We start from the raw sequence: 13,833 nt of genomic DNA on the forward strand, positions 1-13,833 counted from the left end.
AAATTATAACTCATTAGTCATATTCAAATCAAAAACTACAAATTCAAGTTTTACTTTTACTAAAATTTATGATAAATTATTATAGATTGTTGGAGGAAGTTAAGAATGAAGAAGGTAACACTTGATGAAGTATTAAACAAGCCTCTTTTTCCTATTATGTGGAAACTTGGATGGCCAGTAATGATTTCTTCTATTCTTGAAACTGTTTACCACCTTGCTGATACATTTTGGCTAGGACATCTACCACAGGGAGAAAGTGGAAATGCTGTAGCAGGTCTTCAACTTGCATTTCCTAGTATGTGGTTTTTAATTTCTTTTGCGTCTGGCTTTGCAATGGCAGGAGTTGCTCTTGTCTCTCAATATACAGGAGCAAGAGAACATGAAAAAGCAAATATTGCAGCATCTCAAGTTGTAACTTTAACTTTTATTTTTGGAACACTTCTTGGAATATTTGGATTCTTTTTTATCCCATTTTTAATAAATGTGTTAACAAATGCAAAAGAGTTGACCTTAGTTGCAAATACTTATCTTAAAGTTATTTTTTTAGGTTTTCCTTTTATGTTTTTAAATGGAATTTTTAGAGCAGTTATGGTTTCTTATGGAGATACCCTCACTCCTATGTATGTCTCTGTCTTTACAAATATTTTAAATATTTTTTTAGACCCAGTTTTAATTTTTGGTCTTGGCCCATTCCCTAAAATGGGAATAGTTGGTGCAGCTGTTGCAACAATATTTTCAATGTTTATTGCATCTGCAATTGCAATGTACTATCTTATGAGTGGAAAAAGGGGAATTCATGTTAAAAAAGAATATTTAAAACCAGATTTTATTTGGATTAAAAAAATATTTAAGATTGGTCTTCCTGCTGCAATAGGGCAAAGCGCTGAAGCATTTGGTTTTGTTGTTTTAACTGGAATTATTGGAAGATTACAACATGCAAGAGTTGCAATTGCAGCATATGGAATAGGCGATAGACTACTCTCATTTTCTTTTATTGCAATTGATGGGCTTGCTACAGGTCTTACAACAATAATTGGACAATCGCTTGGTGCAGATAGAATTGATAGAGCATCTTTTGCAGCGAAAAGGGGAATGTTTTTTATGTTTATTGTTTTATGTATAGAGACTTTTGTGTTAGTTTTATTTAGAAAACAATTAGTGATGTTATTTATTCCTAATGAGATAGAAATTATTGAAGAAGGTGGAAGATTTATGCTTTATTTTGCACCAGCAATTCCATTGTTTGGAGTGATAAGAGGTATTATGTCAGCATTTCAAGCATCTGGACATAACACTCCAAATATGATTATTGCATTTTTAAGATTATGGGGATTAAGAGTTCCTTTAAGTTATATTTTTGGTTTTACACTAAAAATGAATTCAACAGGTGTATGGATTGGAATGACTTTAAGTAATTTTATAACTGCTCTTGTTGCAACATTTCTATTTCTAAAAGGTGGTTGGAAAAAGAAGGTCATTGAAGAAAAAGTTGAGGTTTTGGTTTAAAAATAATTATGAAGAGTTTAATAAATTTAATAGAGAAGTATAGTTCCTATTTTTTGATTTTAGTTGTAATTTTTGGAATTTTATTTCCATATTTTGAAATTTTTTCCAAATATATTACATATTTTTTAATGATTATTCTTTTAATAACATTTTTGAAAGTTGATTTTAATTGTATAAGAATCTATATAAAAAAACCTCTTTTAGTCTTATATATTCTTTTAATAAATTCAATCATAACACCAATAATTATTTATCTTGTATATAGATCATTCACCTCAGATTACTATTTTTTAAGTGCGCTTATGCTTTTAGCTCTTGTTCCAACTGGTGTTGCTGCATCTGCGATGACAGACTTATCAAATGGAAACACTCTTCTCTCTGTTTTAATAACTATCTTAACTCATATTTTAGCACCAATATTAATTCCAATTTTCTTTTTTATACTTTTTAGAAAAGTAATAAAATTAGATTATTTTCAAGTTTTTATAACAATCTCAAGATTAATTTTCATCCCATTGATATTATCATTTCCGATAAAAAAATATTTTAAAGGTTTTACAAATTTTATAGGAAACAATAGCAAAATAATTACTTTGATTTTTGTTACTCTTCTATCTCTTGGAATTATTTCAATTACAGCTCAATATATTAGAAATAATCCTTTATTAGTTATAAAATATATTTTAATTTTATATTCTGAATTTATTTTATTTCAAATTATAAACTTTTTTGCACCTTTCTTTTTAAAAATTCCAGATAGAATAGCAATTTCTAATTCAAAGACATTCAATAATATTGCAATAGCAACTGTTCTTTCACTCCAATTTCTAGATCCTAAAAGTAGTTTAATAGTTATATTAGGTCAAATACCTTGGCCAACTATGTTGATACCTTTGAATATTCTTTTATATTTAACAAAAAATAAAAATAGTTCTTAAAGTTCTCCTATATCTTCAAGCCATAATTCAGGTTTTTCATTAATAAATTTTTTCATTAACTCTTTACATTCATCAAGATCTAAATCAATAACTTCAACTCCATGTTCTTCAAGAAATTTTCTATCTCCAGAAAAAGTTTCTGATTCTCCAACAATTACTTTTTTAATTCCAAATTGAACAATTGCACCAGAACATAAATAACATGGCATAAGAGTTGTGTATAAAATTTTGTCTTTATAACTTTTTATTCTTCCTGCGTTTCTTATTGCAACAATTTCAGCATGTGCAAGTGGATCATTATCTTGAACTCTTCTATTATGACCTTTTCCTAAAATTTTTCCATCTTTACTCACTAAAACTGAACCAATTGGTATTCCACCTTCTTCTAAACCCTTTTTTGCCTCTTGAATTGCAATTTCCATAAATTGATCAAGATTCTTTCTCATATTTTAATTTTATTATAAATTTATTATTGTTTTAAATATTCATTTCTCTTCTTAAATCAAGAAATCTTTTTGTTGCTTCACCAAAATTAAAATTATAATTAAAATCTTTCAAGGTACATTCAATTCCAGAAATAGTCACAAGCAAATCATTTGAATTCATAAATCCCATATGTCCAATTCTAAAACCTTTACCTTTTAGATCTCCAAACATTCCTGCAAGTTCAATATTATATCTTTCTCTTAATCTATTTACAAAATTTTCTCCATTTATATTTTCTGGAAGAAGAATAGCAGTAACACAAGGAGATGAATCTTCATCGTTTGCAAGAAATTTTAAGTTTGTTAGTTTGAGTGACTCTCTTATAAGATATTTAAAATTTTCATGTCTTTGATAGACATTTTGAAGCCCTTCTTCAAAAAGTATATTTAATGCTTCTCTTAAGCCAAATAAAACTGAAACTGGAAATGTTGTAAATGGTTCTCCTAAATCATGTCTCTTTTTAAGTTCTTTAATATTAAAATAATATGAATCTGTTTTATTATTCAAAGTAAATTCAAGGGCTCTTTTATTTACAGCAACAATTCCAATGCCTGGTGGTGACATAAGTCCCTTTTGAGATGCTGCAACCACAACATCAAGTTCCCAATCTTTCATATTTATCTCAGAAATTCCTATTGAACTTACTGCATCAACAACAATTAAAGCATCTGTTTTCTCTTTTAATTTTTTAGAAATATTTTTAATATCATTTATAATACCAGTTGAGGTTTCGTTGTGTGTTATAAAAATTGTTTTTATATCCTTATTTTTATTAACAACTTCAAGGATCTCATTTATATTTGCACTTTTTCCAGATGGAAATTTTAATCTAATTGGATCTCTCTCGTAAGATAAACAAATTTCATAAAACCTCTGTCCAAAAAATCCTGTATCAATTACTAAAACTTTATCACCTCTTAATGAAAAATTTTGTACTGCAAGTTCCATTGCTCCACTTCCAGACGACCCAAACATATACACTTCATCATCACAATTTAACATCTTTTTCAATAGTTCAATTGATTCAAGAAATATTTTTTTAAATTTAGGTCCTCTATGATTAATCATAGGTTGTGTCATTGCAGCAACAACTTTTGGTGGAAGTGGTGTTGGGCCAGGTATCATTAAAAATTCTTTGTCTATCATATTATCCCTCCTTTTTTAAAAAATTATTTAAATAAAACTCAATTTTTCTATTATTTAGTGTTATGATGGAATCAAAGTTTAAAAATTTTTTAATGTATTTAATAAATTGATACCCAAGAAAATAACTTCTCATTCTTCTGTTTTAATATTAAACTAATCACAAAAGAAATCAAATATCTCTTCTTTATTAAAAGCATAACAAAATCTTCATTACTTAATTTTACAAAACCATTGAGTAAATCCTAAACTGTAAATTAAGAAATAAAGTTCCTCATTTATAAATTTCTTCCAAACAAACTAATTTTTAATTCTATTCATAAATTTTTTATGTAATAATTATAAAAATCTCTTTTTATTTCTATTACATTAAATAAATTTATGCACCAAATTTTTTTAGTCTTCTCGAGTGGGCCAGTAAAAGTGACATTATATCTTCTCCCTTAATTATACCTAATTCTCCTCTTAAAGATTCTTTTTCAGTAAATCTTTCTGAAAAACCTTTAAAGATAAATGGTGAATTTAATAAAACAGGTACTGGATGGAATGAGTGAGATTTCATTGGAACTGGTGTTGAATGATCTCCTGTTATACATATTACATCAAAATTTAATGATAAAATTTCTGGAAGATAACTATCAAACTCTTCTATTACTTTAACTTTGTTTTCAAAATTTCCATCTTCTCCATAAGAATCTGTTTTTTTAATATGGAAATAAATAAAATCATAATTTTTATAATTCTCTTTTAAAACATCAACTTCATCTTTTATTGAATATCCATTAAAATTAATAACTTCCATTCCAAGAAGTTTTGTTAACCCTTTATACATTGGATATGTCGCAATTGAGAGTGCTCTTAATTTATAAATCTCATTAAACTTTGGAATATCTGGAGGAGATGAATAACCCCTTAAAAGAAGGAAATTCCCTTTTTCTTCTCTTAGCAATTCTCTTATTCTTCTTAAAAATTCTTTTAAAACTTCTGAGGTAGGTTTTGAACTTTCATTCATCGGTTCTGGAGAAATTATCTCTTTGTACTCTTTTTGTGGGTCAGTTTCTAAAATTTTACACATCTCTTCATTAACTTTGTATGGGAACCTTAATACTATTGCTGATCTATATTCCATTCCAGGTTTCATAAAAATCTTTACTCCATTAATTTCACTTATATTTTTAGTTATTTTTTCCGTTAATAAAATATTTTCTTCAGTTGACAATCTTCCAGCTCTTCTATCAATAACAATAAGTTTTCCGTCTTTTTCATCTACTTTAGCATAATTTGCCCTAATACAAATATCATTTTCAGTAACATCTAAGCCTACCCCGAGTGCTTCAAGAATTCCTCTTCCAATTTCATATTTAAGAGGATTGTATCCAAAAAGAGCAAGATGTCCAGGTCCACTTCCTGGTGTTATTCCTGGTAAAACAGGTATTTGCATACCTAGTGCGCTCTCTTTAGCTAATTTATCTAAATTTGGTGTATTTGCACTTTCAAGCGGTGTTTTTCCATTTTTGCTTGGTATATCACCTAAACCATCAAGAACAATAAGTAAAATTTTTGTATTATTTTCTTCAATCAATTCTTTTAAAATTTCAATTCTATCCATTTTAAATCTCCATTTTAATTTTCAGTACTTATATTAAAAATATTTTTTAATTGTAATAATAAAGGATAAGTGATAATTGTATATACAGGAACCTCAATTAATAAACTTATTATTCTTGGAGGAATAAGAACATATAAAGGAAGCTTAAATAATAAATTAATAAAATATATAATAATGGTGGATGTTATTAATTTTGTTATTGCAAATATAAAAATTATATTTATTAATTTCTTCTTATTTATAAATAAATAAAAACTTAATAAACCAGGTATAATTCCTTTTAAAGCTGAAGTAAAAGTAAAATGAGGCATATATGGACCCATTGGACTAATAAAATAACCAACTATATCTGAAATTATTCCAACAATACCTCCTAATATTGGACCAAAAATTATTCCAGTTAAAATTATTGGATAATCTCCAAATCCTATTCTAATACCCTCAACACCTCCAATAGAAATTCTAATACTTAATAATCTAGTAAGAACTATACTTAACGCAGTTAACAATGCTAATATTGTTATTGTTTTTGTTTTAAACATTAATACCTCCTAGTTCTAATATATCATTAAATAAAATTATATATAAATAAAATTATATAATAAATAACATGTTATTATTTTTTAAATATAAAAACTTTAAAAGAAAATTTAAAAGAAAAATAATAAAATTGGTTTAATTAAAGTTACAAAAGAGATATTAAGTTAAATTTAATCAAACAAAAAAGGAACTTATTAAAGTTATAAGGTGTAAGCCAAAAGTTAACTTAATTTTAAGATATATAAACTATCTTTTAAATCTTTAAATATTATCTTATGTAATTTTCAAAAATTTTTATTTTCATTAAATTGCATAAATTAATTTTTTAATACTGCTTTTGTCTCTAGTTGTTCTGTCTTATTAATGATATAAATATAAAAAACTTTCTTTTGAATTATATCTTCTTTTGGTGCATATCTTGGATTAATTTCAAAATTAGGAGAAAAATTGTGATTAAATAAAGAATGTGATTGCAAATAATTATATAAAATGTAAAAAATGCACAAAAGGATGCTTTACTAATTCAGTTTGTGAAAATGACGAGACTTTTTTAATAGATAAAAGCGAGTGTTTTGATTGTAGTGATTGTAATATTAATTGTCCTAAAAATAAATAAAAATTATTTTCCTATACAGAATCTCTCAAATATCTCTTTTAAGGTATCTTGATCAAATTCTTCACCAATTACATATTTTAATGCTTTGATTGCTTCTTTTAAATTTATTGAAATTTTATCAATTTCCTCTTTATTTAATATTATTTCTTTTAATATATTTTTTGCTTGAATAATTAGATTTTTTTCTCTTGATGAAATAGATAAAATCTGATCTGAATTTGGTATCTCTTTAAAGTTTTCTAATATTTTATTTTTTAACTCACTGATTCCATTTTTTGTTATACATGAGATAGAAATGACCTCTTTTCTCAAAATCTCCTCAAGTTTACTTTTATCAACTTTTTTAGGAAGATCATTTTTGTTTAAAACTGGTATATAATTTTTATTTTTTACTTTTTCTATTGCATATAAATCATCTTCATTTAATTCTGTAGATATATCAAACATTAAAATTATTAAATTTGATGAATCTAAAATTTTTTCGCTTCTTTCTTGTGCAATTTTATCAAGTTCATTTTCGATTTTTTTAATAACTCCTGCTGTGTCGATTATATCAACAGGAAGATAATCTAAATAGATTCTTTCTTTAACGACATCTCTTGTTGTTCCAGGAATGGATGAAACAATTACTCTTTCATCTTCCATAAATATATTAAATAGAGAAGATTTACCAACATTTGCTTTTCCAAAAATTGCAAGTTTAATTCCATCAACAAATGGCTTTGATTTTTCATATCTTTCAAGAATTTTTTCAATCGAAGATAAATTTTTATTTATTTTACTAAATATCTCCTCTTCTCTTATTAATTCAACATCGTCTGGAAAAGAAATTGATGCTTCAATAGAAAGCATTAATTCATTTAAATCATTAATTATTTTTTTTATTTCATCTGTTAGCTTCCCCTCTAAAACATTTAATGAAGATTTTAATTCTATTAAATCTTGTGAATAAACTATTCTATTAATTGCTTCTGCCCTAATCAAATCAATTTTTCCATTTAAGAATGCTCTCTCAGTAAATTCACCTGGTCTAGATAATCTTGCGCCATATTCAACAATTAATTCTAATATTTTATTCATTAGAACAGGAGATGAAAGAGTTTGAATTTCAACAATGTCTTCTCCAGTATATGAATTTGGGCCTTTATAATAAATTATAATTGCATCTCCAAGTGATGAACCATCTTTATCTTTTAAGAAAAAATGTTTTGCTACCCTAGGTTCAATATTAATATCTTTTTGTAATAATTTTTTTAAAATATATAATGAATTTTCTCCTGAAATTCTAATAATTCCAATTGCACCATAACCTCTTGGTGTTGAAATATTTGCAATTGTATCACTGGTCATTATCAGTTGATTTTAAAGCAACAACAACCCTTCTGTTTGGTTCTTTTCCTATTGAATATGTGTAAACATATTGATTGTTGGCAAGAGTTGTGTGAATTATTTTTCTTGCCATAGCACTCATTGGTTGAAGTATCTGATCTTTTTTTGTTTTTCTTGCTTTAATTGCTGCTTCTATTGCGAGATTTCTAAGATAATCAATCTGTTTTTGTTTGTATCCTGAAATATCAACAATAAAGAGTCTTTTATCTTTAAAATTTCTGTGAATTATTGAATTTAATAAATATTGGATTGTGGCTAAAACTTTTCCTTGTTTACCAATAAATAAAGCCTGTTTTTCTTTAGATAGTTGTAATATGTTTACATAAACCTCTTCATCCTTTTCTCTAATTTCAAAATCAATTTTCTCCCCAAATTTTTCAAAAAAATATCCTAAAATTCCCTTAACAATTTTTGATGCATCTTTTTCGCCAAGTTTAACATTAAAGATTTTGTCCATCATTTCTTTATCTTACTCAATGCTTCTTGATATCTTTTATTTATAAAGAAATACTCAACAGTTGAAAAGATACTATAAAAAATCCAATATATTGAAATGGCACTTGGGAATGTTAGTGCCCAATAAGCAATTAGAATTGGAAACATTATCATAAAAATTCTTGCATTAGGATCTTTTCCACTTGATACCCATTGTTGTAAAAGAGTAGTTAACGCAACAAGAATTGGAATAAGATAAGTTGGGTCTGGTGCAGCAAGATTATTTATCCACAAAAATTTTTGATCTAGTAATTTAACATAACCATTTAGAGATGAAAAAAGAACAAGCAAAATTGGAAGAGGTAAAATTGACATTAAACACCCAGTTGTAGGGTTAATTCCATATTTTTTATACAATTTCATCTGTTCTTCTTGTGCTTTTCTTGGATCATCTTTATATTTTTTTTGAATTGCTTGAAGTTCAGGAGTTATCATTTGTGTTTTACTCATATTTCTAATCTGTTGTATTGTAAATGGAAGAATTATCAACTTTATTAAGAGGGTCAAGAATATAATTGCAATTCCATAATTTGGAATAATGCCATAAAAGAAATCAAGTATCCTTCTAACAAAATATACAAATGAATTACTCACAATATTTATTGTTGCACCCTCTTCTATGTTATACTCATTTCCACTAGCATCTTTATAATCAACCATAATTGGAATATTAAAACTTTTTGGTGTAACATTTTCGTTTGGTTTTAATCTTAACGTAAATGTTGCATTTTTCCCAGGTTGAAGTGATTCAAGATAAGTATTTTTTCCAGTTATGTATTCAGTAAAATAATCATTTTCTTTTATCTTTACTTTAATCTCTCTTGCTTCAGAATTTCCTGTGTTTTTTAAATTAACAGATAAGGCAATAAGAGTTTCATAAGTTGCTTTTACATTTGGAGTTGAAGAAAATTGAAGAAATCCACCTTTACCAACAATTTTTAATGGGAAATGAGATTTATAAAATTTCTTTAAACCACCTTCTTCGTACTCTATGCTTCCTAAAAATGTATATTCATCAAGTTTTATATCTTCTTTTAATCTTAAATTGAAAGTAACCTTTTTTTCTTCATCTTTTTTTATTGAATCTAATAATTTTTTTGTTTCTAATAACTCAAAAGGTCCAAAATCTGAAAAATTTGATAGTGACTCAATTTGAATTATTAAATTCTTTTTTTCCTCTCCAAGATTTTTCAGTGATAACTCAAAATAAAAATTATCACCAATGTTTTTCTTTTCAATTGGTGAAGTTGTTATTTTTAAATCTAGTTCTTTAAAAGTTGCTCCAGTAAATAAAATAAAAATTAATAATCCTAATAAAACTAAATACCTCTTCATCTTTCCTCCTCTATGGTACAGGATCTTCTCCACCTGGAAAGAAAGGATTGCATCTTAAAATCCTTTTCATTCCAAGAAAAAGACCCTTTAAAACTCCATATTTTTGTACTGCCTCAAATGTATATTGTGAACATGTTGGTGTAAATCTACATGAAGGTGGAAATAAAGGAGATATAAATTTTTGATAGAATTTAATTAGAAAAAGCACTGATTTTTTCATTATTGTATCTCCTTAAAAATTTTTCAAAATCATTCATAATTTCCTCTTTTTTCTTTTTTATAACAAAAGGTGGAATAATAATTGCTACCCATATTTTATCAAATAGATTTTGATATTTATAAAAAATTTCTCTTATAAACCTTCTCAATTTATTTCTTTCAACAGAACTTTTTGTTTTTATAGGTATAAAAGCTACTTTAAGGTCTTCTTTCTTCAAAATTATAAATGTAATATTTTTTTCTTTAAATTTTAATCCATTTTTCATTAATTCATCTATCTCTTTTTTGGAAAGTCTTTTTGCAAGTTTACCCATTATCTGGGTGTTAAAACCTTTCTCCCCTTCCTCCTCCTTCTTTTTATAACATTTCTACCGCCTGGTGTACTCATTCTCTTTAAAAATCCATGAACTTTCCTTCTTTTTCCTTTATGAGGGTGATATGTTGTTCTCATCTCTTATACCTCCTTTTAATCTTATGATACTGCTCTTAAAACCTCATTAACAAAATCATCTTCTGGTATTGCACCTTCAAACTCTATTTTATCATTAATTACTATTTTCGGCACTGCATAAACATTATATCTATCAGAAAGATTTGGAAATTCAGTTGCTTCAACCATATCAGCAACTATATTTTCATTTAAAAACGCTATTTTATGAGCGGTTCTCACAGCTCTTGGACAATATGGACAAGTTGGAGTAACAAAAACTTGAATATGAACTTTATCTTTTATTTCTTCTATTTTCTTTTTATTTTCCTCTTTAAAATCGATATTTCCAGTTGATATATCAATAATATCTTCTATAAAAGAGGTAAATTCATAACCAGCAGGAATACCAACATATCTTACTAAACCTTTATTTTTCCCAAGAAGAACTATGGTCGGTATCCTTTCAACTTTATATTGATCAAATATATCTTTATCTTTTCCAAGTTCATATATCTCAAGTTTTAATTTATCTGAAAGAGAAACTACATCAGTATAAATTTCTTCCGCCTCTTTACAATATCTACATTCATTATCTTCTGTTTCATCTGGAGTCCAGAGTCCTACTCCACTTTTTTTAAAAAATAAAATTCTAACATCATCTTTTAATTCATTATCAAATCTTTCTTTAATTATTTTTTTATCTTTTTCTTGAATAAGTCCCATATCTTATTCCTCCTTAATATGTTTCAAATTAGTTTTTAAATTATATCACAATATTGTTATAATTTTAATAACGGAGGGTAAGATGGAAGATAAATTAATAATGGTACTTACGACAATTGATGATATGGAAAAGGCTAAAAAACTTGCAAGGTTTATCGTGGATCAAAAGTTAGCAGCATGTGTTCAAATAACAGGGCCAATTCAAAGTATCTATTACTGGAGGGATAAAACTGAAGATACAAAAGAGTGGTTAATTTTAATCAAAACAAGAAAAAATTTATATGAAAAACTTGAAGAATTTATAATAAAACTACATCCTTATATTGTACCTGAAATTGTATCGTTTGATATTGAAAATTGTTTTAAAAAATATTTTGATTGGGTTTTTGAAGTAACAAGTAGAAGAGAAGAAAATGATTAAAATTATATTTATATTAATTATTCTAATATCTAATTTTTGGGATTTATTATTAAATAATTTAAATTTAAAACATTCTATAAAAAAGGGGAAAGATGTTCCTGATATTTTAAAAGACACTATAAAAGAAGAAACTCTTCAAAAAAGTATAAATTATCTCAAAGATAAAACAAATCTTTTAAATATTGAGATAATAATTAAAACTATTTTGATTATTATAGGTTTAATTTATATTTTTCCTTTTTTTGAAAATATCGCAATTAAAATTACCTATACTGAAAGTTTTAAAAATTACACATTTTATCAATCAATAATTTTCTTTTTATTAACTGGTGTTTATATCATTTTAATTGATCTTCCTTTTGACATCTTTTTTACATTTAAAATTGAGAAAAAATATGGTTTTTCAAAAATTTCACCTAAATTATATATTACCGACAAATTAAAAATTCTAATACTATCAATTATAATTGGCTTACCAATTCTATATATTTTCATAAACTTTATTTTAAAATTCAAACAATTTTTTATACCTCTTTCACTTATAATTATTGGAATAATATTTTTAATTAATATAATTTATCCTTCGTTAATTCTTCCACTTTTTTATAAATTTGAAAAATTAGAAGACGAAAATCTAAGGAACAAAATCTTAGATATTACTAAAAAAGTTAATCTTAAATTTGAGAATATTTACATTATGAATGCATCATCAAGGTCGACTCACACAAACGCTTTTTTCTCTGGTTTAGGAAAAACAAAGAAAATTGTTTTTTATGATACTCTTATAAAAAATCACACAGAAGAAGAAATTTTATCAATATTTGCACATGAACTTGGTCACTACAAAAAGGGGCATATTTTTAAATCTTTTATACTTACCTCAATTTTTACAATTTTTGTAATTTTTTTATTTAATTTATTAATAAATACAAAAGTTGCTGAAGTTTTTTATTCTTGTAATAATTGTATAGATTTAAAAATAATTTATACAGGAATATTTATATCTAGCATATTATTTCCTATTGAATTTTTAGTAAATTCAATCAGTAGGAAATTTGAGTTTGAATCTGATGAGTTTGCTGCAAAATTAACTAATAAAAATTCAATAATAGCTTCTTTGAAAAAAATTTTTAAAGAAAATTTATCAAATATTTTTCCACATCCACTTTTTTCAAAATTTAAATACACACACCCTCCTCCAATAGAAAGAATAGAGTATATAAATTCATTGACTTAGTATGTATAAAAAATTAAAATTTAATAAAATAAATTTCATTTAGGAGGTTATTATGAAGACTGAAAGTTTCAGAGGAAGAGATTGGATTACTGACCTTGAGTACACCAAAGAAGAACTTGAAACAATTCTTGAGGTTGCTTGGGATTTAAAAAGAAAAAGAGCAACTGGTGAACCACATGAACTATTAAAAGGAAAAACTCTTTTTATGATTTTTTATAACCAATCATTAAGAACAAGAAATTCTTTTGAAGCAGGAATGCACCAATTAGGAGGACATGCACATGATCTTAATCCTAAGCAGATTTACACCCCTGCTCTTCCTGGAAGAGAGGTTGCATATTCAACCGAAAGAGTCTCTGATGTTGCGAGAGTTTTATCTAGAATGGGTGAAGGAATTGCAATAAGATGTTATGGTGAACCAGTTGATTGGATTTACGGTGAAGCAAATAGAATGATAAGAGAATTTGCATATTGGGCAGATATTCCTGTAATTAATATGGAAGATGATATGTATCATCCATGTCAGGCAATGGCAGATATTATGACAATAATTGAAAAGAAAGGAAGAGATTTGAAAGGTAAGAAATTTGTAATGAGTTGGGCATATTCTCCATCAGTAGAAAAACCCCTTGCAGTTCCTCAAAGTGCTATTACAGTTGCATCAAAGTTTGGCTTAAATATAACTCTCGCACATCCTGAAGGTCTTGAACTTGATCCAAATGTAATTGAAGCAGTAAAAGAAAATG

The 13,833-nt window shown here is 26.1% G+C and carries 15 protein-coding genes and 1 pseudogene; 5 read left to right on the top strand and 11 right to left on the bottom strand.

Annotated elements, in window-relative coordinates; all coding sequences use genetic code 11:
* The first annotated feature begins 105 nt into the window (after window positions 1-105).
* Window positions 106-1,506, top strand: coding sequence for an MATE family efflux transporter (locus N3D74_01185; protein ID MCX8094793.1), 1,401 nt, complete (start codon window positions 106-108; stop codon window positions 1,504-1,506).
* An 8-nt stretch (window positions 1,507-1,514) separates the two neighbouring features.
* A complete protein-coding gene (locus N3D74_01190; GenBank protein ID MCX8094794.1) occupies window positions 1,515-2,444 on the top strand; it encodes a hypothetical protein in 930 nt (309 codons plus the stop codon).
* On the opposite strand, the gene N3D74_01195 is transcribed toward N3D74_01190, so the two are convergent.
* The 11 genes from N3D74_01195 to N3D74_01245 all read right to left on the bottom strand — a co-directional run bounded on the left by N3D74_01195 (window position 2,441) and on the right by N3D74_01245 (window position 11,429).
* Window positions 2,441-2,890 carry a nucleoside deaminase gene (locus tag N3D74_01195; GenBank protein ID MCX8094795.1) on the bottom strand — a complete coding sequence of 150 codons (450 nt, stop codon included), beginning with the start codon at window positions 2,888-2,890 and terminating at the stop codon, window positions 2,441-2,443. The two genes, N3D74_01190 and N3D74_01195, sit on opposite strands and share 4 nt — an antisense overlap.
* Before the next feature lie 31 nt (window positions 2,891-2,921).
* Window positions 2,922-4,076 (bottom strand): alanine--glyoxylate aminotransferase family protein, encoded by a 1,155-nt coding sequence (locus N3D74_01200; GenBank protein MCX8094796.1) that lies wholly within the window; start codon window positions 4,074-4,076, stop codon window positions 2,922-2,924.
* Window positions 4,077-4,452: 376 nt separating this feature from the next.
* A complete protein-coding gene (locus tag N3D74_01205; protein ID MCX8094797.1) occupies window positions 4,453-5,682 on the bottom strand; it encodes a 2,3-bisphosphoglycerate-independent phosphoglycerate mutase in 1,230 nt (409 codons plus the stop codon).
* Window positions 5,683-5,696: 14 nt separating this feature from the next.
* On the bottom strand, window positions 5,697-6,224 hold the full coding sequence (locus tag N3D74_01210; protein MCX8094798.1) for a folate family ECF transporter S component: 528 nt from the start codon (window positions 6,222-6,224) through the stop codon (window positions 5,697-5,699).
* A 617-nt stretch (window positions 6,225-6,841) separates the two neighbouring features.
* Window positions 6,842-8,188 carry a tRNA uridine-5-carboxymethylaminomethyl(34) synthesis GTPase MnmE gene (gene mnmE / locus N3D74_01215; protein MCX8094799.1) on the bottom strand — a complete coding sequence of 449 codons (1,347 nt, stop codon included), beginning with the start codon at window positions 8,186-8,188 and terminating at the stop codon, window positions 6,842-6,844.
* Window positions 8,178-8,687 (bottom strand): KH domain-containing protein, encoded by a 510-nt coding sequence (locus N3D74_01220; protein MCX8094800.1) that lies wholly within the window; start codon window positions 8,685-8,687, stop codon window positions 8,178-8,180. The genes mnmE and N3D74_01220 overlap by 11 nt, the downstream gene beginning before the upstream one ends.
* A complete protein-coding gene (gene yidC, locus N3D74_01225) occupies window positions 8,684-10,057 on the bottom strand; it encodes a membrane protein insertase YidC (protein ID MCX8094801.1) in 1,374 nt (457 codons plus the stop codon). The genes N3D74_01220 and yidC overlap by 4 nt, the downstream gene beginning before the upstream one ends.
* A 10-nt stretch (window positions 10,058-10,067) precedes the next feature.
* Window positions 10,068-10,277, bottom strand: coding sequence for a membrane protein insertion efficiency factor YidD (gene yidD / locus N3D74_01230; GenBank protein MCX8094802.1), 210 nt, complete (start codon window positions 10,275-10,277; stop codon window positions 10,068-10,070).
* Entirely contained in the window at window positions 10,249-10,590 is a 342-nt protein-coding gene (locus N3D74_01235; GenBank protein ID MCX8094803.1) for a ribonuclease P protein component, read from the bottom strand. The genes yidD and N3D74_01235 overlap by 29 nt, the downstream gene beginning before the upstream one ends.
* Window positions 10,590-10,727, bottom strand: coding sequence for a 50S ribosomal protein L34 (rpmH, locus tag N3D74_01240; GenBank protein ID MCX8094804.1), 138 nt, complete (start codon window positions 10,725-10,727; stop codon window positions 10,590-10,592). The genes N3D74_01235 and rpmH overlap by 1 nt, the downstream gene beginning before the upstream one ends.
* 21 nt (window positions 10,728-10,748) lie before the next feature.
* On the bottom strand, window positions 10,749-11,429 hold the full coding sequence (locus N3D74_01245) for a thioredoxin family protein (GenBank protein MCX8094805.1): 681 nt from the start codon (window positions 11,427-11,429) through the stop codon (window positions 10,749-10,751).
* 82 nt (window positions 11,430-11,511) lie between these two features.
* Here N3D74_01245 and N3D74_01250 point away from each other — a divergent pair, with 82 nt between their 5' ends.
* The 3 genes and pseudogenes from N3D74_01250 to N3D74_01260 all read left to right on the top strand — a co-directional run bounded on the left by N3D74_01250 (window position 11,512) and on the right by N3D74_01260 (window position 13,833).
* Window positions 11,512-11,850 carry a divalent-cation tolerance protein CutA gene (locus tag N3D74_01250; GenBank protein ID MCX8094806.1) on the top strand — a complete coding sequence of 113 codons (339 nt, stop codon included), beginning with the start codon at window positions 11,512-11,514 and terminating at the stop codon, window positions 11,848-11,850.
* A complete protein-coding gene (locus tag N3D74_01255) occupies window positions 11,843-13,087 on the top strand; it encodes a M48 family metallopeptidase (protein ID MCX8094807.1) in 1,245 nt (414 codons plus the stop codon). Before N3D74_01250 ends, N3D74_01255 begins: the two co-directional genes overlap by 8 nt.
* Window positions 13,088-13,139: 52 nt before the next feature.
* Window positions 13,140-13,833: pseudogene (locus tag N3D74_01260) on the top strand (ornithine carbamoyltransferase).

The organism is Caldisericia bacterium, assembly GCA_026414995.1.
Classification (GTDB): domain Bacteria; phylum Caldisericota; class Caldisericia; order B22-G15; family B22-G15; genus JAAYUH01.